This window comes from Betaproteobacteria bacterium (assembly GCA_009693245.1).
Taxonomy (GTDB): domain Bacteria; phylum Pseudomonadota; class Gammaproteobacteria; order Burkholderiales; family SHXO01; genus SHXO01.
The window spans coordinates 1-20,435 of sequence record SHXO01000031.1 but is presented as its reverse complement, the minus strand read 5'-3'; the positions used below and the strand labels follow the sequence as shown (position 1 = coordinate 20,435).

21 protein-coding genes and 1 tRNA gene are annotated in these 20,435 nt (G+C 60.1%); 2 read left to right on the top strand and 20 right to left on the bottom strand.

Annotated elements, in window-relative coordinates:
* Window positions 1–2 precede the first annotated feature (2 nt).
* The 19 genes from nuoN to EXR36_06895 form a co-directional block, all read right to left on the bottom strand.
* The gene (gene nuoN / locus EXR36_06985) at window positions 3–1,448 is read right to left on the bottom strand and encodes an NADH-quinone oxidoreductase subunit NuoN (GenBank protein ID MSQ59384.1); all 1,446 of its coding nucleotides are present in this window, start codon (window positions 1,446–1,448) and stop codon (window positions 3–5) included.
* Complete coding sequence (locus EXR36_06980) at window positions 1,445–2,923, bottom strand: NADH-quinone oxidoreductase subunit M (protein MSQ59383.1); 1,479 nt, start codon at window positions 2,921–2,923, stop codon at window positions 1,445–1,447. The genes nuoN and EXR36_06980 overlap by 4 nt, the downstream gene beginning before the upstream one ends.
* Window positions 2,924–2,927: 4 nt before the next feature.
* Window positions 2,928–4,886, bottom strand: a complete 1,959-nt coding sequence (locus EXR36_06975) for an NADH-quinone oxidoreductase subunit L (GenBank protein ID MSQ59382.1) — start codon at window positions 4,884–4,886, stop codon at window positions 2,928–2,930.
* A 175-nt stretch (window positions 4,887–5,061) separates the two neighbouring features.
* Window positions 5,062–5,367 (bottom strand): NADH-quinone oxidoreductase subunit NuoK, encoded by a 306-nt coding sequence (gene nuoK / locus EXR36_06970; GenBank protein ID MSQ59381.1) that lies wholly within the window; start codon window positions 5,365–5,367, stop codon window positions 5,062–5,064.
* On the bottom strand, window positions 5,364–5,978 hold the full coding sequence (locus EXR36_06965; GenBank protein MSQ59380.1) for an NADH-quinone oxidoreductase subunit J: 615 nt from the start codon (window positions 5,976–5,978) through the stop codon (window positions 5,364–5,366). Before EXR36_06965 ends, nuoK begins: the two co-directional genes overlap by 4 nt.
* Window positions 5,979–6,153: 175 nt before the next feature.
* Window positions 6,154–6,645, bottom strand: a complete 492-nt coding sequence (nuoI, locus tag EXR36_06960) for an NADH-quinone oxidoreductase subunit NuoI (GenBank protein MSQ59379.1) — start codon at window positions 6,643–6,645, stop codon at window positions 6,154–6,156.
* Between the two features lies 1 nt (window position 6,646).
* Entirely contained in the window at window positions 6,647–7,582 is a 936-nt protein-coding gene (gene nuoH / locus EXR36_06955) for an NADH-quinone oxidoreductase subunit NuoH (protein MSQ59378.1), read from the bottom strand.
* 86 nt (window positions 7,583–7,668) lie between these two features.
* On the bottom strand, window positions 7,669–10,041 hold the full coding sequence (locus EXR36_06950; GenBank protein ID MSQ59377.1) for an NADH-quinone oxidoreductase subunit G: 2,373 nt from the start codon (window positions 10,039–10,041) through the stop codon (window positions 7,669–7,671).
* 4 nt (window positions 10,042–10,045) lie between these two features.
* On the bottom strand, window positions 10,046–11,365 hold the full coding sequence (gene nuoF / locus EXR36_06945) for an NADH oxidoreductase (quinone) subunit F (protein ID MSQ59376.1): 1,320 nt from the start codon (window positions 11,363–11,365) through the stop codon (window positions 10,046–10,048).
* A complete protein-coding gene (nuoE, locus tag EXR36_06940; GenBank protein ID MSQ59375.1) occupies window positions 11,365–11,850 on the bottom strand; it encodes an NADH-quinone oxidoreductase subunit NuoE in 486 nt (161 codons plus the stop codon). Before nuoE ends, nuoF begins: the two co-directional genes overlap by 1 nt.
* Window positions 11,847–13,100 (bottom strand): NADH-quinone oxidoreductase subunit D, encoded by a 1,254-nt coding sequence (locus EXR36_06935; GenBank protein ID MSQ59374.1) that lies wholly within the window; start codon window positions 13,098–13,100, stop codon window positions 11,847–11,849. The genes nuoE and EXR36_06935 overlap by 4 nt, the downstream gene beginning before the upstream one ends.
* Window positions 13,101–13,191: 91 nt before the next feature.
* Window positions 13,192–13,836 (bottom strand): NADH-quinone oxidoreductase subunit C, encoded by a 645-nt coding sequence (locus tag EXR36_06930; protein MSQ59373.1) that lies wholly within the window; start codon window positions 13,834–13,836, stop codon window positions 13,192–13,194.
* Between the two features lie 9 nt (window positions 13,837–13,845).
* The gene (locus tag EXR36_06925) at window positions 13,846–14,325 is read right to left on the bottom strand and encodes an NADH-quinone oxidoreductase subunit B (GenBank protein MSQ59372.1); all 480 of its coding nucleotides are present in this window, start codon (window positions 14,323–14,325) and stop codon (window positions 13,846–13,848) included.
* A 56-nt stretch (window positions 14,326–14,381) separates the two neighbouring features.
* Window positions 14,382–14,750: an NADH-quinone oxidoreductase subunit A gene (locus tag EXR36_06920; protein MSQ59371.1), complete on the bottom strand. Its 369-nt coding sequence runs from the start codon at window positions 14,748–14,750 to the stop codon at window positions 14,382–14,384.
* 105 nt (window positions 14,751–14,855) lie between these two features.
* A tRNA-Leu gene (locus tag EXR36_06915) sits at window positions 14,856–14,940 on the bottom strand.
* 45 nt (window positions 14,941–14,985) lie between these two features.
* Window positions 14,986–15,351: a preprotein translocase subunit SecG gene (gene secG / locus EXR36_06910; GenBank protein MSQ59370.1), complete on the bottom strand. Its 366-nt coding sequence runs from the start codon at window positions 15,349–15,351 to the stop codon at window positions 14,986–14,988.
* A gap of 14 nt (window positions 15,352–15,365) precedes the next feature.
* The gene (locus EXR36_06905; protein ID MSQ59369.1) at window positions 15,366–16,127 is read right to left on the bottom strand and encodes a triose-phosphate isomerase; all 762 of its coding nucleotides are present in this window, start codon (window positions 16,125–16,127) and stop codon (window positions 15,366–15,368) included.
* An 86-nt stretch (window positions 16,128–16,213) separates the two neighbouring features.
* On the bottom strand, window positions 16,214–17,029 hold the full coding sequence (locus EXR36_06900; GenBank protein MSQ59368.1) for an NYN domain-containing protein: 816 nt from the start codon (window positions 17,027–17,029) through the stop codon (window positions 16,214–16,216).
* 41 nt (window positions 17,030–17,070) lie between these two features.
* A complete protein-coding gene (locus EXR36_06895) occupies window positions 17,071–17,607 on the bottom strand; it encodes an OmpA family protein (protein MSQ59367.1) in 537 nt (178 codons plus the stop codon).
* Between EXR36_06895 and EXR36_06890 the strand changes: the two genes are divergently transcribed.
* A complete protein-coding gene (locus EXR36_06890) occupies window positions 17,606–17,929 on the top strand; it encodes a hypothetical protein (protein MSQ59366.1) in 324 nt (107 codons plus the stop codon). The two genes, EXR36_06895 and EXR36_06890, sit on opposite strands and share 2 nt — an antisense overlap.
* Window positions 17,930–18,192: 263 nt before the next feature.
* Here the strand turns inward: EXR36_06890 and EXR36_06885 are convergent, their stop codons facing one another.
* Window positions 18,193–19,218 carry a low-specificity L-threonine aldolase gene (locus tag EXR36_06885; protein MSQ59365.1) on the bottom strand — a complete coding sequence of 342 codons (1,026 nt, stop codon included), beginning with the start codon at window positions 19,216–19,218 and terminating at the stop codon, window positions 18,193–18,195.
* A 75-nt stretch (window positions 19,219–19,293) separates the two neighbouring features.
* Between EXR36_06885 and EXR36_06880 the strand changes: the two genes are divergently transcribed.
* Window positions 19,294–20,217 carry a quinoprotein relay system zinc metallohydrolase 2 gene (locus EXR36_06880; protein ID MSQ59364.1) on the top strand — a complete coding sequence of 308 codons (924 nt, stop codon included), beginning with the start codon at window positions 19,294–19,296 and terminating at the stop codon, window positions 20,215–20,217.
* The last annotated feature ends 218 nt before the right edge of the window (window positions 20,218–20,435 follow it).

The window sequence follows — 20,435 nt, the reverse complement described above, 5'->3', positions numbered from 1 at the left end:
TACTAGGGAAGGGCCTGTACGGCGTGATGGCACAGCGCCATGAGGCCGCCTGGAACTAGACCTAGTACCAGCATGGCCAAGCCGTTGGCGGAGAGCAGGAAACGCGTGTCGGCCGTGGCCAGTATGGGCGCGGCCTCGCTAGGTTCGTCGAAGTACATGAGCTTGACCAAACGCAGGTAGTAGAAAGCCCCCACCAGCGAGAACAGGACCGCGACCACGGCCAGCCATGTCATGCCCGCATTCATGACGGCCTGCAACACGGAGAGCTTGGCGTAGAAGCCCACGGTGGGTGGCGCGCCGGCCATGGAGAACATGATGAGCAGCATGAGGAAGGCGTACCACGGTTCGCGCCGGTTGAGTCCCTCGAAATCCTCCAGATCCTCCGCCTCGAATCCCTTGCGCGAGAGCAGCAAGATCATGCCGAAACCGCCCAGGGCGGTGAGCGTATAGACCACCACGTAGAACATGGCGGCGCCGTATCCCTCGCTGGAATTGCCGAGCACGCCCAGCAACAAAAATCCCATGTGCGAGATGGTGGAGTAAGCCAGCATGCGCTTCAAATTGGTCTGAGCGATCGCCGTGAGGTTGCCGATGGCCATGGACAGCACGGCCAGGATGACGAGCATGCTCTGCCATTCGACGGCCAAGGTTTTCGCGCCGAGTGCCTCCACCAGCAGGCGCATGACGATGGCGAAGGCCGCGAGCTTGGGCGCCGAACCAATCATCAAGGTGACCGAGGTGGGGGCACCGTGATAGACGTCGGGCACCCACATGTGGAAAGGCACGGCACCTAGTTTGAACCCCAAGCCCGCCACGATGAATACGAGCCCGAACACGAGCAAGGTGGAATGGGCGTTACCTTGGGCGATCTTGCTGGCGATCTCGGCGATGTGCAACGAACCCGTGGCGCCATAGATCATCGACATGCCATAGAGCAACATGCCCGATGAGAGCGCCCCCAGGACAAAATACTTCATGGCCGCTTCGGTCGCTTTCACGGAATCGCGCTGCATGGCGGTCATGCTGTAAAGGCTCAGGCTCATCAATTCCAGGCCCAGATACAGCGTGAGCATATGCGCGCCGGATGCCATGACCATCATGCCTAGGGCGCAGAACATGGCAAGCACGAAGAATTCGCCCTTGAAGAGATCTCTCTCCTTGGTATAGGCGCGTGAGTAGACAAGCACCATGGCCACCGATAAACAGATGAACAGCTTGAGCACGCTGGCCATGCCGTCGGAGACGAACATCGAATTGAGGGCGTGCCGCGGCGCGCCCGCATCCTGCGCCAGGAAGAGCACCGCGGTGGCGAGCAAGCTTAGAACGGCAAGCCCGAAACTCACACCTCGCTGCTCGTCCTTGAGAAAAAGATCCAGCAAGAGCACCACGCAACTCATCGTGAGAAGAAAAATCTCCGGTAGCGCGATTAGGAAGTTCTCGGGAGTCATAGCTTGGATTGGGCGGTGTGCGCCAGCAGATCGTTCACGGAGGTATGCAATACGGCGCTAAAGGCTTGCGGATAAATGCCCATCGCCAGCACGGCGGCCGCCAGCAAGGCGAGAACGAGGATCTCGCGCGCGTTGATGTCCTTCAACTGCGCCACATGGGGATTGGCCACCGCTCCGAACACCACGCGCTTGTACATCCACAGGGTGTAAGCCGCGCCAAAAATCAACGTGGCCGAGGCCAGCGCCGCGTACCAGAAACTGACTTTCATGGCTCCCATGATCACCAGAAACTCGCCAACGAATCCGCTGGTGCCAGGCAATCCCGCATTGGCCATGGCGAACAACATGAAGAAGGCCGCGAACACCGGCATGGTGTTCACGACGCCGCCGTAGTCGGAGATTTCGCGCGAATGCAGCCGGTCGTAGAGCACGCCCACGCAAAGAAATAACGCCCCCGATATGAACCCGTGGGAAATCATTTGCAGCACGGCGCCTTCCACGCCTTGCGCGTTGAAGATGAAAATCCCCAGCGTGACAAAACCCATGTGCGAGATGGATGAATAGGCGATGAGCTTCTTCATGTCCGTCTGTACCAGGGCGACCAAGCCGATATAGACGACGGCAATCAAACTGATCGCGATGATGAAGCCGCTGAGTTCGCGGCTCGCATCCGGCACGATGGGCAGCGCGATTCGCAAGAAACCGTAACCCCCCAGCTTCAGCATGATGGCCGCCAGCACCACGGACCCGCCCGTGGGCGCTTCCACGTGGGCGTCCGGTAGCCAAGTGTGCACCGGCCACATGGGCACCTTCACCGCGAAGGCCACGAAGAAGGCGATGAAAATCAGGATCTGCGCGGTCAAGCCTATCTTCAGATTGTGCCAGGCGAGAATATCGAAGCTGTGGCCGGATTCGTTGTAAAGATAGATGACCGCCACCAGCGTCAGCAGCGATCCCATCAAGGTGTAGAGGAAAAATTTCACCGCGGCATAGACGCGATTTGGCCCCCCCCACATGCCGATGACGATGAACATGGGAATCAGCGTGGCTTCGAAGAACACGTAGAACAACACGCCATCCAGGGCGCAGAACACGCCGTTCATCAATCCGGAAAGGATGAGGAAGGCGGCCATGTATTGCGACACCTTGTTCTGTATCACCTGCCAGCCAGCTATCACCACCAGCACGGTGGTGAAGGTGTTGAGCAGGATAAGCAGCAAGGAAATGCCGTCGATGCCCAGGTGGTAATGAACGTTGAAGCTCTCGATCCACAGTGTGCGCTCCACGAACTGCATGCCGTGGGCGGCGCTATCGAATCGCGTCCACAACGGTAATGCCACGACGAATCCGGCCAGGGAACCGGCGAGCGCGAGCCAGCGCGCCAATACTGGCCTGCGGTCCGAGGCCATCGCCAGCACCAACAGGCCCGAGACGATGGGCACCCATACGACGATGCTCAACCAGGGTGTTGTCATCGCATCAAGCTCGCGCGAACCACAGGGACAGGAACAACAAGACGCCGATGATCATCATGAAGGCATAGTGATAAACGAATCCGCTTTGAAAGCGCCGGATGATAGAGGCGCTCCAACCCACCACGCGGGCGGCGCCGTTGACGAAGAAGCCGTCGATGATCTTCACGTCGCCTATCTTCCAGAAGAAGGCACCTAAGCCGCGCGCGCCGCCCGCGAAAACAAAGCTATAGACTTCGTCGAACCAATACTTGCGATCCAGGATGGTGTGCAGCCATTTAAACTTTCGCTGGAGAAGCGCGGGCAAAGCCGGATTGAGGAGATAGCAATACACCGCCGTGCCAATCCCCGCCACGGTGAGCCAGAAGGGCGCCGTACCCAAGGCGTGAGTCATCATGCCCGCGACACCTTGATAGTGCTGGCCCATTTCGGAGAGCACCGCGTGCGCGGGCGCCACAAAGATGGCCCCTTTGAAATAATCGCCATACAGCACATCCCCAATCAACCACCCCGCGCACACCGACGGTATGGCCAATAAAATCAGCGGGACTGTCACGACGGCAGGCGATTCATGCGGCACATGATGATGCCCATGTTCTTCCCCACAATCGCCATGACGCACGTCATGGCGATTGTGGAAGACCATGAAGATGAGCCGAAAGGTATACAAGGCGGTGACGAACACGCACAGCAGCACGCACACATAGGCGAAGCCCGCTGCGGGGGTCTCCGAGAAATGCGCGGCCTCGATGATGGCGTCCTTGGAAAAGAAGCCGGCCAATCCAGGAACGCCGGCGCTCGCGAGCGCACCAACCAGCATGGTGGCGTAGGTGATGGGCATGTACTTCCTTAAACCGCCCATCTTGCGCATGTCTTGCTCGTGGTGCATGCCGATGATCACCGACCCGGCACCTAGGAACAACAGCGCCTTGAAGAACGCGTGGGTCACGAGATGGAACATTCCGGCGGAGTACGCGGAAGCGCCCAGCGCCACCGTCATGTAACCCAACTGCGAAAGCGTCGAGTAAGCCACCACGCGCTTGATGTCGTTTTGCACGATGGCCACCAAGCCCATGAACAGCGCCGTAATACCTCCGATGACCAGCACCACGGAGAGAGCGGTCCGAGACAGTTCGAACAAGGGCGACATGCGCGACACCATGAAGATGCCGGCTGTCACCATGGTGGCCGCGTGAATCAGCGCGGAGATGGGTGTGGGGCCTTCCATGGAATCGGGCAGCCACACATGCAGCGGAAACTGCGCCGACTTGCCCATCGCTCCCACGAAGAGGCACAAGCAGATTGCCGTGAGCAAGGACCAACCGCCAATCTCAAGAATCTTTCCGGTCATGCTGGGCGCCATCTCGAACACCTTCGCATAGTCCAGCGTCCCGAAGTGAGCGAAGATCAATGCGATGCCCAGCAGGAAACCGAAATCCCCCACTCGGTTCACCAGGAAGGCCTTGAGGTTGGCATAAATGGCCGTCGGCCGCGTGTACCAGAAACCGATCAACAGATATGACACCAAACCCACCGCTTCCCAACCGAAGAACAGTTGCAGGAAGTTGTTCGCCATCACCAGCATCAGCATGGAGAAGGTGAAGAGCGAGATGTAACTAAAGAAACGCTGGTAGCCAGGATCCTCGTGCATGTAGCCGATGGTGTAGATGTGCACCAGCAAGGACACGAAGGTCACCACCACCATCATGGTGGCCGTCAGCGAATCGATGAGAAAACCGATCTCCAATTTAAGATCGCCGCTGGTGATCCACGTATAAAGCGCGCCGTTGAAGCGCTCCCCCGCCTGCACGTCCATCCACACCATGACCGAGGCGGTGCAAGACACCAGCACTCCGAGGATCGTGACCCAGTGCGCGCCGGCGCGTCCGATGATCTTCCCGAAGAGGCCGGCGACGATCGCGCCGGCTAGAGGGGCGAAGGGGACGATGAGGTAGAGGGGTTTCATGGGTTCTCCGGGAGGAGGTAGGAGGGAGGAGGGAGGAGGAAATCGCATCGCCCATCCACGAATAGCCGCACTGCAAGCTTGTCAAAGCTGCAATCTAGCCTTCTCCTACACAGCGCGAAGTCGCAAGCGCCCGCCGCCGTTCTCCTCCCTCCTCCCTCCTCCCTCCTCCCTCTCATCACCCCTTGAGACTCCCCAAATCATCCACATTGATACTTCTGATATTGCGGAACAAGCACACGAGGATCGCCAGGCCGATGGCCGATTCGGCGGCGGCGACGGTCAAGATGAAGAACACGAAAACCTGCCCGGAGAGATCCTGCAAGTAGTGAGAGAAGGCCACGAAGTTCATATTGACCGCCAATAAATTGAGCTCGATGGCCATCAACAAAATGATCACGTTCTTGCGGTTAAGGAAAATGCCCACCACGCTGATGGCGAAGAGGAGCGCGCCCAGCACCAGGTAATGGGAAAGCGAGATCAAGAGGATTTCTCCTGTTTCTCCGAAGCCATGGGAATGATCCGCACGCGGTCCTGGCGGCGGATGGAGACTTGCACGGAGGGGTCCTGAAACTTACTGTCCTTGCGCTTGCGCAAGGTGAGCGTGATGGCGGCGACGATTGCCACCAGCAAAATGACGGACGCGATCTCGAAGGGGTACACATAATCCGTATAGAGCACCAAGCCCAATTCGCGCGTGTTGGAATAAGCCGCCTCTTGCGGCGGCGGTTGCGGCACGTCGAGCAACCCAAAATGCCGCCCCCCCAGCACCATGGTCATCTCGGCAACCATGACGCCCGCCACGATCAATCCAGGCACCAGGTAATCCCAATAACCTTCCCTTAGCTGGTCGATGTTGATGTCCAACATCATGATGACGAAAAGGAACAGCACCATCACCGCGCCGACATAGACCAGCACCAGCACGATGGCCAGGAATTCGGCTTCCAGCAACATCCACAACGCCGACGCCGTGGCGAAGGCAAAGACCAGAAACAGCGCCGCGTGCACGGGGTTACGCGCCGTGATCACGCGGCCAGCCGCGAACAGCAGGATGAGCGCGAAGGCGTAGAAGAGCGATGAGGCGAAAGTCATAAGTCTTTGGGAGGAGGGAGGAGGGAGGAGGGAGGAGGAAAACCCATCTCCCGTCCAAGCATCGCTGCATTGCAAATTTTTCCAAGCCGTAATCCAATCTTCTCGCACATGGAGTGAAGTCGCGAGCACTTTCCGCCGTTCTCCTCCCCCCTCCCTCCTCCCTCCTCCCTACCCCTCACCGGTACCTCGCATCTTCCGCCCTATCCTTGGCGATCTGGTCTTCGTAGCGATCGCCGATGGCGAGCAGCATTTCCTTGGTGTAGAGCAAATCGCCGCGCTTCTCGCCGTGGTATTCGAAGATGCGTGTTTCCACGATGGAATCCACCGGGCAGCTCTCCTCGCAGAATCCGCAGAAGATGCACTTGGTCAAGTCGATGTCGTAGCGCGTGGTGCGCCGCGTGCCATCGGCGCGCTGCTCGGATTCGATGGTGATGGCGAGCGCAGGGCACACAGCCTCGCATAGTTTGCAGGCAATGCACCGCTCCTCGCCATTGGGGTAGCGGCGCAAAGCATGCAATCCGCGGAAACGCGGGCTTTGCGGCGTCTTCTCCTCGGGAAACTGGACGGTGATCTTACGCGCGAACAAGTGGCGGCCCGTCAAGACCATGCCCTTCACCAATTCGATGAGTAGGAAGGTGGAGAAAAAATCCTTTAGCCGCTGAACCATCTCAACCCCAAAACCAGAAGGGAGTGCGCATCCACACACCCACCACGACCACCCAGATCAGCGTGATCGGAATGAACACTTTCCAGCCCAGCCGCATGATCTGGTCGTAGCGGTAACGCGGAAAAGTGGCGCGGAACCACAGGAAGAGGAATAACACCATGCTGACTTTGGCCGCCAACCACAGGAAACTATCCGGAATGAACGGGAAGGGCGACAACCATCCGCCCAGGAACATGAGGGCGCACAAAGTGGACACCAATATCATGTTGGCGTATTCCGCCAGGAAGAAAATGGCGAAGGCCATTCCGGAATACTCGACGTGGAACCCCGCGACGATTTCCGATTCTCCTTCGGCGACGTCGAATGGCGCGCGATTGGTTTCCGCGACGCCGGAGATGAGATACACGACGAACATTGGGAAGAGCGGAATCAAGTTCCACCCCAGAATGCCCCAGCCCGCGCTCTGGCTCATGACAATCTTGCTCAAATTCAAGCTGCCCGAGACCATGAGCACGCATACCAAGGCAAAACCCATGGCGATTTCGTAGGCGACGATCTGCGCCGCCGAGCGCAAGCAACCGATAAACGCATACTTGGAATTGGAAGCCCAGCCGGCGATGATGACGCCGTACACCCCCATTGACGTGAGTGCCAGTACGTAGAGCAAACCCGCATCCACATTGGCCAACACCACTTCGGGGCTGAAAGGCACCACCGCCCAGGCCGCGAGCGCGGGCATCAGGGAGAGCACCGGCGCACCGACGAAGAGGAATTTGCTGGAGCCCGAAGGGATGATGATTTCCTTCATCAGCAGCTTGATGCCATCCGCGATGGGTTGCAGCAAACCGAGAGGGCCGACGCGGTTGGGGCCGATGCGCACCTGCATCCAGCCGATGACCTTACGCTCGGCGAGCGTGAGGTAGGCTACGCAACCCATCAAGGGCAACACGATGGCGAGGATCTTGGCCAAGGTCCACACCAGGGGCCAAGCTGGCCCGAACGCTTGCTCAAAATATGCGAGACTCACGCCGCCACTTCCTTTCGTTGCGCCACGGCTTCAAGGATGATCTCGCCCTCGCCTAGCGCGGCGGTGACCGCGGTGGCCGAGGGAACGCGCACGCAGTTGTCCGGCAACCGGTCATCGCGCACGAGCGGCAACAGCGCTTCACCTGCTCCCTGCTTGACGCGCACGTCTTGGCCCTCGCGCAGCCCCAGCTTGTGCAAAGTGGCGGCATTCATGGAAGCGCTGGGCGCGGCCGCATCGCCCGTGCGCTGAAGTGAAGGCGCCCGGCGCACGATGCCATCGGCGTCGTAGATACGCACTTCGGCGATTCGCTCCAGACCCGTGCTCGCTTGCGCAAGCACGGGTAAGGGGGAAGCGTCTATTAGGTTGTTGTTTAGCATTGCCGCCATGTCAATGCCTTGTAGGCAGGTTTTGCGGACTTCTTCGGCGGAGTTGAAATCGAAGCCGGATAGGCCGAGCAGATTGCCCAGCACTCGGAACACCTTCCAGGAGGGACGGGATTCGCCGAGCGTCCTGGCCACGCCGTTGAAGCTTTGCAGGCGGCCTTCGGTATTGATGAAGGAGCCCGCGGTTTCGGTGAAGGGCGCCACTGGCAGCATCACGTCCGCATATTCCGTGGCGCGATGGCGGAAAGGCGAAAGGGCCACGACGAACTTTGCGGCTTGCATGGCCTTCATCGCTTGCGCGCCATTGGCGCAGTCGAGTTCCGGTTCGGCATGCAAAATGAAGTAAGCCTTGAGCGGATTAGCCAGCATCTGGGCGGCGTTGCGTCCCTCCGTACCAGGGAGCGCACCCGCCACGTAACCGCCCACGGAATTGGCGGCCGCGCCCAGGAACCCCATCTTCAATCCGCAGATGCGCGCAAGCTCCAACGCCAGCCGGTGCAACAGCCCGGCTTGCGCGTGGTGTTGTGCCCTATTACCCAGGAACACCGCGCCATGGGCCGCTTTGCACAAGCTCTCGGCAATCCGCTTCGCCTCATCGCTCGCTCCAGCACTCTCCACCACGGCGCGCAAAGGAGCGGACACTGGCACGGATTTGATGAGCGCGGCAGCGCTCACCACCTCCGCGAGCGCGACAGCAAACCGCGAGGGCGCGCGAATGAGTTTGTGCGTGATGCGCAGGCGTTGATCGTCGTCCGTGGCATCGATCAGCAGCACCTCGCCCACCTTTTTCGTGAGTTGGCGCAGGCGCTGCGCGATCAGCGGATGATCCTTGCGCAAATTGGACCCGATGACCAACACGCGATCTAGCCCACCCAGTTCCGCAACCTTCATCCCTAGCCATGGCGCCCCGGCGCGCGCGCTATCGGCGGAGAAGTCCGCCTGCCGCAGGCGGAAGTCCGCGTTGTGGCTGCCGGCGCCTTGCATCAGCCGGCGCAGCAAATACAGTTCTTCCAAGGTGGCGTGCGGCGAGCCCAGCGCGCCAACGGAACTCGCGCCATGGGTGGCGAGAACTTCTTTCAGCCCGCGCGCGACGCGTTCCAATGCAACGGGCCAATCCACTTCCACCCACCGGCCGTGCTCTTTCACCATCGGGCGCAGCAGGCGCTCGCCGGAGTTCAACGCTTCGTAGGAGAAGCGGTCCTTGTCCGAGAGCCAGCATTCGTTCAGATCCGGATTCTCCAGCGGTAGCACACGCACCACTTTGTCCTGCTTGATCTGCACCACCAAGTTGGAGCCCAGGCCGCAATGGGGGCTCACGGACTTGCGGCGCGTGAGTTCCCAGGTGCGGGCCGCATAGCGGAAGGGCTTCGATGTCAGCGCTCCGACGGGGCACACGTCGATCATGTTTCCCGACAGCTCGGATTCCACCGCGCGCCCGACAAAGGAGAGTATCTCCGCATGCTCGCCGCGGCCGGCCATGCCCAGTTCCATCATGCCCGCGATTTCTTCGCCGAAGCGCACGCAGCGCGTGCAGTGAATGCAGCGGCTCATTTCCTCCGCCGCCACCAGGGGGCCGATGTCCTTGCGTGGCACCACGCGCTTGGTTTCCGCATAGCGCGAGGCGCTGCCGCCATAACCCACGGCCAGATCCTGCAATTGGCATTCGCCGCCTTGGTCGCAGATCGGGCAATCCAGCGGATGGTTGATCAGCAAGAATTCCATCACGCCCTTCTGCGCGGCCACCGCGGCCGCCGAGTGCGTTTGCACCTTCATGCCCTCCCCAACCGGTGTCGCGCAAGCCGGCAAGGGCTTGGGTGCCTTCTCTACCTGCACCAGGCACATGCGGCAGTTGGCGGCGATGGAAAGCTTCTTGTGATAACAAAAATGCGGTATATGAACGCCTAGCTGGTTCGCGGCGTCCATGATGGTGAAGCTGGAAGGCACTTCGAGTGATTGCCCGTCGATTTCGATCTTTACGTTGGCCATGGTGTTAAGCCGTTACCGCTTCGTCCACCAAACACCTCTTGTGTTCGATGTGGTACTCGAACTCGCCGCGGAAGTGCTTGATGAAACTCTTGACGGGCAAGGCGGCCGCGTCTCCCAGCGCGCAGATGGTGCGCCCGGCGATATTGTCGGCCACGGAATTGAGCAGATCCAAATCCTCCGCACGGCCCTTGCCATGCTCGATGCGATTGACCACGCGGTAGAGCCAACCGGTGCCCTCGCGGCAAGGCGTGCATTGCCCGCAGGATTCCTCGTAATAGAAGTACGACAAGCGCATCAGCGCTTTCACCATGCAGGTGGTTTCGTCCATGCAGATCACCGCGCCCGAACCCAGCATGGACCCCGCCTTGGCGATGGAGTCGTAATCCATGTCCGTTTTCAGCATCAGGCCGCCTGGCAATACCGGCATCGAGGATCCGCCTGGGATGCAGGCCTTCAGCGCACGGCCGCCACGCATGCCGCCCGCCATCTCCAGCAAGGCGGCGAAGGGCGTGCCCAATTTCACCTCGTAGTTTCCCGGCTGGTTAACGTGGCCCGACATGGAAAATATCTTGGTGCCGCCGTTGTTGGGGCGGCCCATGTTGAGGAAGGCCTCGCCACCGTTGTTGATGATCCACGGCACGGCGGCGAAGGTCTCTGTATTGTTGATGGTGGTGGGGCGGCCGTACAAACCGTAGGTGGCGGGGAACGGCGGCTTGAAGCGCGGCTGGCCTTTTTTGCCTTCCAGGGATTCCAGCAACGCGGTTTCCTCACCGCAGATGTAGGCACCGTAGCCATGATGGGCATATAGGTCGAAACTGAATTCGCTGCCCAAAATGTTCTTGCCCAGGAATCCGGCCTCGTAGGCTTCCTTCAACGCCTCCTCGAAGCGTTCGTAAACGTCCCAGATTTCGCCGTGTATGTAGTTGTAGCCGGCCTGAATGCCCATGGCGTAGGCGCCGATGGCCATGCCTTCGATCACGATGTGCGGGTTGTAGCGCAGGATGTCGCGGTCCTTGAAGGTGCCGGGTTCGCCTTCGTCGGAGTTGCACACCAGGTATTTCTTGCCTGGTAGATTGCGAGGCATGAAACTCCACTTCAACCCCGTCGGAAACCCCGCCCCGCCGCGGCCGCGCAATGACCCCTTCTTCAATTCCGCGATTACGCCCTCGGGAGGAATTTTCTCGTTGATGATCTTGCGCAACGCGCTATAGCCCCCGCGCGCCTCGTAATCCTTTAGGCGCCAGTTCAAACCGTCGAGCCCTTTCAATATGAGCGCATCGGGCCCGAAGCCGGCGGGATCGAAAGGGGCGGCGGAAGATTTCATCATTTCTTCAGGTCCGCGAGCAAAGTGTCGATGCGCTTTGGCGTCATGCCAATCAGCATCTTCTTGTTGTTGTGCAAGATCACCGGGGCGTCGCCGCAGGCACCGAAGCATTCACCCTCTTTCAGCGTCACGTGGCCATCGGCAGTGGTTTCGTTCCAACCAATATTCAAACAGCGTTTCAAGTGCGCGGCCGCCTCGTTCGCGCCGGACAGTGCGCAAGGCAGGTTCGTGCATATCGTGAGCTTGTGCTTGCCCAGGGCTTCCAAATCGTACATGGCGTAGAAGGTCGCCACTTCGTAAACGGCCACGGGAGGTATATCGAGATACCCGGCCACCGCGTCCATGGTCTGGGTGGAGAGCCACCCTTTTTCGTCCTGCGCGATGGCAAGGGCGGACATCACGGCGGATTTTTTTTGGTCCGGAGGATATTTTTCCAGCTCGCGGTCGATACGCGCCCAGGATTCCTCGCTCAATACCTCGCTCACCGGTCGATTTCTCCAAACACGATATCTTGCGTGCCGATGATGGCCACCACGTCGGCGATCATATGGCCCTTCGCCATCTCGTCGATGGCCGCCAGATGGGGAAAACCGGGCGCGCGAATTTTCAGGCGGTAGGGCTTGTTGGCGCCATCGGACACCAAGTAGATTCCGAACTCGCCCTTGGGATGCTCCACCGCGGCATAGCATTCGCCGGGCGGCACATGGAAACCTTCGGTGAAGAGCTTGAAGTGATGGATCAGCTCTTCCATGTTGCTCTTCATGTCCACGCGCTCGGGCGGCGCCACCTTGTGATTGTCCGTGATCACTGGGCCAGGATTCTTGCGCAACCAATCCACGCATTGCTTAATGATGCGGTTGGACTGGCGCATTTCTTCCACCCGCACGAGATAGCGATCGTAGCAATCACCGTTCACGCCCACGGGAATGTCGAAATCCATCTCGCCATAGACTTCGTAGGGTTGCTTCTTGCGCAAATCCCACTCCACCCCGGAGCCGCGCAGCATGGGGCCGGTGAACCCCAGGGCCTTAGCCCGCTCGGGACTCACGACTCCCACGCCCACCGTGCGCTGTTTCCAGATGCGGTTGTCCGTGAGCAGGGTTTCGTAATCATCGACGCACTTGGGAAAGCGCTTGGTGAAGCGTTCGATGAAATCCAGCATGGAACCCTGGCGGGTTTCGTTGAGCTTTGCGATTTCGCTCGCATTGCGAAATTTCGACGCCAGGTGCTGTGGCATGCGGTCCGGTAGATCGCGGTAGACGCCACCCGGCCGGTAATAGGCGGCATGCAAGCGCGCGCCAGAAACCGCTTCGTAGCAATCCATCAAGTCTTCGCGCTCGCGGAAACAGTAAAGGAATACCGTCATGGCACCGATGTCCAGGCCATGGGCACCCAGCCACAGAAGGTGATTGAGCACGCGCGTGATTTCATCGAACATCACGCGGATGTATTGGGCACGGATGGGCACGTCCACGCCCAGAAGACGCTCCATGGCGAGGCAGTATGCATGCTCGTTGCACATCATGGACACGTAATCGAGCCGGTCCATGTAGGGCAGGGATTGAATGAAAGTCTTATGCTCGGCCAGCTTCTCCGTCGCCCGGTGCAACAGCCCGATATGCGGATCGGCGCGTTGAATGACCTCGCCGTCCAGCTCCAGCACCAGACGCAGCACCCCGTGCGCCGCCGGATGCTGAGGCCCGAAATTCATCGTGTAATTACGAATCTCAGTCATTTGCGGCGTTCACCACGGAGACACGGAGAAAACCCTGGTAGAAGATTTTCTTTTCTAGCCGCAACCGTTTTCGAGAGCGCAGGATTTTTCATCAACCGGCTTTCCTCTGTGTCTCCGTGCCTCTGTGGTGAGATTTGTTTTCCACGTCCCCATAATGTTCTTCGCGTATCACGCGCGGCACGATCTCGCGCGGCTCGATGGTCACCGGTTGGTAAATCACCCGCTTCTGGTCCGGGTCGTAGCGCATTTCCACGTAACCGGAGATCGGGAAATCCTTGCGGAAGGGATGGCCGGTGAAGCCATAGTCCGTCAAGATGCGGCGCAGATCGGGGTGTCCATCGAAGACGATGCCGAACAAGTCGAAGGCCTCGCGCTCATACCAATTGGCGGAGGGCCATATTGTGGTCACGGAATCGAGGATGGGCATGTCATCGTTGGGGGCAAACACGCGCAGGCGCAACCGCTGGTTCAAGGACACCGACAAGAAGTGATATACCGCCGCGAAGCGCGCCCCGTCCCACTCGCCCCCGCCATGGCCGCTATAGTCCATTCCGGCTAGATCGATCAGGATCTCGAAGCGCAGCGCCGGGTCGTCGCGCAGGGCACGCGCCACCGCCAGCAGGTCTGCCGCCTTGACCGTCAAGGTCACCTCGCCATGGGATGGCGTACAGGAGGCCACGCTCTCGCCAAACTTTACTTGCAGCGTATCGATCAGGCCATCGAGCCGTTCGCTCATATTCTCTGGTCAGCCCCGGGCGATGGTGTTGGTGCGCTTGATCTTGTTTTGCAACTGGATGATGCCGTAGAGCAGCGCCTCCGCCGTGGGCGGGCAGCCCGGCACATAGACGTCCACCGGCACGATACGGTCGCAGCCGCGCACCACGGAATAGGAATAGTGGTAGTAACCGCCGCCGTTGGCACACGATCCCATGGAAATCACCCAGCGCGGCTCGGCCATCTGGTCGTACACCTTGCGTAGCGCGGGCGCCATTTTGTTGCACAGAGTACCGGCGACGATCATCACGTCCGACTGGCGTGGGCTCGGACGAAACACGATGCCAAAGCGGTCCAGGTCGTAGCGCGACGCGCCCGCATGCATCATTTCCACCGCGCAGCAAGCCAGCCCGAAAGTCATGGGCCAGAGCGACCCGGTGCGGGTCCAATTTATGACAGTGTCAAGGCTGGTGGTAACAAAACCCCGTTCAAGAACGCCCTCGGTGTTCACGTCATGCCTTATCGTTTAAGTAGTGGCTGATCCAGTCGCGGCCATGGGCCGGTCGCTCATTCCCACTCGAGGGCGCCTTTCTTCCACTCGTAGACGAAGCCCACGACGAGGATGGCCAGAAACACCATCATGGAAAGGAAACCGAAGAGGCCGATCTCCCTCAGAGCCACGGCCCAGGGAAACAGGAAGGCGATCTCCAGATCGAACAAGATGAACAAAATGGCGACCAAGTAATAGCGCACATCGAACTTCATGCGCGCATCTTCGAAGGCTTCGAAACCGCATTCGTAAGGAGAGAGTTTCTCGCTATCGGGTTTGTGCGTACCGGTGAGGCGGCTGATTCCACCCGCCAGTACGATGGGAACCACGCCAACACCCAGGCCAACCAATATGAAAAGCAGGATCGGGAAGTACTGCTCTAACACCCTTTTTTCCTTGCCCCCGCGAATGGCACTTTCACTACACGCAACGGACCTGCCGTCACAACAGCCTCCAGGCTTACTCCGCGAGCGTTCAGACGCCCGCTCTCATGGTGCCGATGGGGAGACTCGAACTCCCACGGCTTTCGCCACCGCCCCCTCAAGACGGCGTGTCTACCAATTTCACCACATCGGCAAGCCTACTCAAAACGTCCGCATCCCATTCAGTGCGACCGCCAATCTACTTCGGAATTTCCTTGACTCGCGAGCTATCGTCCGGCTGGCTCGGCGGAGTGGCCGGCGTGGTAGCGGTAGAAGTAGCCGGAACCGGTTCGGTGCCATGCGGCACATCCACCACGCTGGTGGGCCGGTGCTTTTGCGTGGACAGGTAGGTCAATCCCATGCTCGTCACGAAAAACACCGCCGCCACCACGGCCGTGGACCGGCTCAGGAAGTTGGCCGAGCCCGAGGCCCCGAACAAACTTCCAGACGATCCGCTACCGAAAGCGGCTCCCATGTCGGCGCCTTTTCCGTGCTGCAGAAGTACCAGGCCGATCACACTGGCCGCCGCGATTACGTGAAACGTCAGAACAATGGCATGCAACATCGTCAACTCGCTATTTAATCTTTAGGCCTCGCGGCCAAACAAATGCTCAGGAATTCTTCCGCCTGTAGAGAAGCTCCCCCCACCAGCGCACCGTCGATGTCTGGCTGGCGGAACAAACTCCGCGCGTTGGAGGCCTTCACGCTGCCTCCGTATAACATTCGCAACGCGCCAGCGGCTTCGCCGTCCGCCAGCGCCACCCGTTCTCGCAGGAACCGGTGAACGCTCTGAGCCTGTTCCGGCGTGGCGGTCTTGCCCGTGCCGATGGCCCAAACGGGCTCGTAGGCTAACACGCCTTTGCTCAATTCCTGCGCTCCAACGGCATTCAATACCGCATCGAGCTGACTGCCCACCACCGCCTCGGTTTGTCCGGATTCCCTTTGCGCCAAGGACTCCCCCACGCATAGAACCGGAACCAGGCCATGAGACAAAGCCGCGGAAAACTTCTCCGCCACCCACTCGCTGCTTTCGCCGAAGAGCTGGCGCCTCTCCGAGTGCCCCACGATTACGAACCGGCAACCGAAATCACGCAACATGGGGCCAGATATCTCCCCGGTGAAAGCCCCTTGCGCCTGGGCATTCATATTCTGCGCGCCCCACTGGATATCGCTCGAGCCCAGCAACGCCCGCGCTTGGTGCAAGTAAGGGAAAGGTACGCATACGGCACAATCCACGGACTTCGCACCCGTCCACCCTTCCACCAGAGCGCCCAGCAACTTGGCATTGGCCGCCAAGCTCCCATGCATCTTCCAGTTACCCGCTACCAGAGGTTTGCGCATCGCAGGCATTCAGTGGGTGAAAAAAGCGGCGGGATGTTACCGTGCTGCATTGCCGCAGGTCAATGAAAGGGGCGCAAGGACGCAAACTACGCGGCCTCCCCGCGAGTGGCGCGCACGACGTAGCCGCCCGATTTGTCGTCGTGTTCCAAGCCGAGGAGCCCGCGCGAGTGGGCTTCATCCAACAAGCTGCTGAAACTCTTGAAGCCGTAGTAGCTCTCGTTGAAGCCCGGTTTGCGGCGCTTCAGGGCCTGCTTGATCATGGAACCCCAGATCTTGTCGCCCTCGCCGCGCTCGGCCACCAGGGCGTCGAAGGTGTCCACCACCAAGTCGAGGGCCTGCTGGGTTTTGTCCTCGCCTTCGGCGGGCGCTTGTTTTGGATTGGGAGCCGCCGCTTTCGCCGCGCCTGAGCTGGCGGGGGAAGTCCGCCGCCGGCCGCGCTTGGCGGTCTTGTCCTCTCGCACGAGATCGTCGTAGAAAATGAACTCGTCGCAGTTGGCGATCAGCAAGTCCGAGGTGGACTGCTTCACGCCCACGCCGATCACTTCCTTGTTGTTCTCTCTCAACTTGCTCACGAGGGGCGAGAAGTCCGAGTCGCCGCTGATGATGACGAACGTATCCAGATGCGCCTTGGTGTAGCACAGGTCCAGGGCATCCACCACAAGGCGAATGTCGGCGGAGTTTTTCCCGGACTGGCGCACATGGGGGATCTCGATCAACTCGAAGGCCGCCTCGTGCATGGCGGCCTTGTGGGCCTTGTAGCGCTCCCAATCGCAATAGGCCTTCTTGACGACGATGTTGCCTTTGACGAGCAACTTCTCGAGGATCTTGCTGATATCGAACTTGTCGTACTTGGCGTCTTGCGCGCCTAGGGCGATGTTCTCAAAATCGCAGAACAGCGCCATGTTTCGTGTTTCGCCATTGCCCGAGCGGTTGTCCATTCGCATTACTGCCGCACGACTTGCCCGCCCGGCTTCTTGGCCAAGGCACGTGTAACGATAATTTCGGCCCGGCGGTCTGGGGCTAGACAGGCATGCAACACTTGGCCCTCGAGCTTGCCACATTGCCCCGCGCGCGTCACCGGATCGCCGGCGCCTTGCCCCGAAACCGCGATACGGCGGGCATCGAGGCCCTTCAATACCAAATTTTGTTTGACCGCTTGCGCGCGTAGCAGCGATAGCTTTTCGCCAAACTCGGCGGTCTCGATCTTGTCCGTGTGGCCCGTCACGCGGATGGTCTGATAGTCGCCGTTGGCGAGCTTCGCCGCCATGTCGTCCAGCAGTTTCTTGTCCGCCACATCGAGGGCGGAACTGTTGTAAGCGAACCAAGCTTCAGAGGACATGCTCAAGGGACGGTCTGCCTTTCGGACCTGCGGTTGGTGGGCGGTTCCCGCCACGGGTTTAGGCTTGGCAGCCGCCGGGCTCGCCACCGGCGCGCGTTGCGGCGGAGCGGGCGGGGCCGCGTGATCTTTTGGCTTATCCATGGGAACCGTTTTCGCCGGCGGCGGGGCTTGTATCTCGCGCGCGGGTGCTGGCGCGGAAACTTCGGCCGGTGGCGTGGTATTGGGAACCTGTTGTTGCACCACCGGCGGTGGCGCGGCGGAGGCAGGCTCGGTCGTGCCTGCCTGCGCGGGCTCCGGGTGGGCAGTTTGGCTCGCTTGGGGCGCAGGCGAGGTTGGCGCCGGTGCTTTGGTCTCGCCCGAACCCCATGTCCATGGCTTCCACCATACGGATCTACGCGGGGGCGCCGAGGATTCCTCGGGAGGCGGTGTGGCCTCCTTAGACGCGCTTACCGGGGCGGGCTGAGGCGTTGCTGCTGGCTGCGAGGGTGCGGCGCTTGGCGGTGGCGCCGCGCGTTCTTGCGAGGGCGGGTCGTCGAACAGACTCGGCGGCGGCAATACTCCGCCTTGATCCGCGGATGATGCCGTCATTGGCGCGGCCATGCCCAAACAGGCCATCACCACTGCCACGGATATCCAGTTTTGTTGCATCGCGAATCTCTTAATGGGGTTGGGCCAAAGGTGCCTAGGGCGTCGATTATAGGCGCAGCGCTCACTCGCTCCCAAAACCTAGTGGCTTGCCCCCGCAAAGAACTCCTTAACCCCGCCCACTACCGCGCCGACGTCTGTCCTGCTGACATCGAGATGGGTCACGAGCCGTACCGCTGGCCCGCTTCCGATGAGAATGCCTCGTTCCGCCAGATGCTTTTTCAAGGGCGCCACCAACTCCTGGGCGAGCTTTATGAACACCATGTTGGTTTGGGCCGACCACGCATCGACATCGATCTCATCGACGTCCGCCAGCCCCTGCGCCAGCCGGCTGGCGTTCTCGTGATCCTCCGCCAGCCGTTCCACATGCTGGGTCAAGGCATAGATACCCGCGGCGGCGAGCACCCCCGCTTGCCGCATGCCGCCGCCTAGCACTTTGCGCCAGCGGCGCGCTTTCGCGATGAGATCCTTGCTTCCGCACAACACCGAGCCCACGGGCGCACCCAGGCCCTTCGATAGGCAGATGGAGACGGTGTCGAAATGCTTCGCCATTTCACCCACGGGGATTTGTAGCTTAACCGCCGCGTTGAACAAGCGTGCCCCATCCAGATGCATGCCCAACCCCGCGCCGCGCGCAAAGGCATCCGCCCGGCCGAGATAGCCCAATGGCAGCACCTTGCCGCCGTGAGTGTTCTCCAGGCACAACAGGCGCGTACGCGCAAAGTGCGAATCGTCTGGTTTGACCACCTGGGCAAGCTTACCCAAGTCCAACGTGCCGTCGGGTTCGTTGTCCAGAGGTTGCGGCTGGATGCTGCCCAGCACCGCCGCGCCGCCTCCCTCGTACTTATACGTATGCGCCTGCTGGCCTACCAGATACTCGTCCCCGCGCTCGCAATGGGCCATGACACCCAACAAATTACTTTGCGTGCCACTGCACACGAACAATGCCGCCTCTTTTCCCAGCATGCCGGCGGCGAGAGCTTCCAACCGGTTGACGGTGGGGTCCTCGCCATAAACATCGTCGCCCACTTCGGCGGCGGCCATGGCGGCGCGCATTCCCGGCGCCGGCTTGGTCACCGTGTCGCTGCGTAGATCGATGGTTCCCACAACCTTCTCCATCCCTGTAATGTAGGTAATGTTACCCTAGGGCAAGATAAATCTTGCCCTCATGGAAACCCCGTAATGAGCATAAAAAAATGGTCTTTCGCGCTGTGCCTATTGCCGCTCATGGCACGAACCAACGCTTCAAGCGACTTCGAGCTACAGGAAATCGCCCCGGGCGTGTTCGTGCATGCCGGCAAAATCGAAGAACGCGCACCCGGCAACATGGGCGACCAAGCCAACATCGGGTTCATCCTTGGCGCACGCTGCGTGGCGGTGATCGACACCGGAGGCAGCATCGTCATCGGCCAGCGCCTGCGCGCTGCCATCCGACAACGCACCGCGCTCCCCGTGTGTTACGTCATCAACACCCACGTCCACCCCGATCACGTCTTCGGCAATGCCGCGTTCAAGGACGATGGCGCAACCTTCGTGGGGCACGAGCGCCTGCCCAAGGCCATGGCCGTGCGTGCGCGAAACTTCACCCGTTCCCTGGTGCGAGACCTAGGCGAACCGGTGGCCGCAAGCACCATGATCCCGCCAACATTGACGGTAGCGGACACCCTCACGCTGGATCTAGGTGGCCGCAAGATCCTGTTGCGCGCCTTCCCCATTGGGCATTCCGATAGCGACATCAGCATCTGGGACGAACGCACCGGCACCATATGGTTGTCCGATCTTTTGTTCCTCGATCACACCCCCGCCATCGACGGCAGCGTGTTAGGTTGGCTCGCGGTCATCGAGGATCTCAAAAAACTCCCCGCCAAGCGCGCCGTCCCTGGCCACGGCCCCGCCGCAGTAGAGTGGCCTCAGGCCATGCAAGCGCAGGAAGCCTATCTACGCTTGATCGTCGGCGAGATCCGCACCGCGCTCAAGAAGCGCCGAACCATCGAGCAGGCAATAGAAGAAGTTGGATACTCGGAGCAAGGCAAGTGGCGGGAGTTCGAGAACTTCCACCGGCGCAACGTGACGACGAGTTATGTGGAGTTGGAATGGGAGGATTGAAGCTGCGCAACGGACATACGTTAAGCCGCGAAGACCCGGTGCAGGACGTTAGTCTCCACTACTTACTAGAGGGCACCTCTAATAATCACTTTTCTACGACGGATCTCTTACCGCGTTAGCGAAATGAGTTTCATTCTCGGCCAGGTGACCTTCAGCCGGGTTATTTCGCGCCTTTCAAGGCGTTTTGCGAGCCTCTTCACTGGCTTTGTATCCAACTT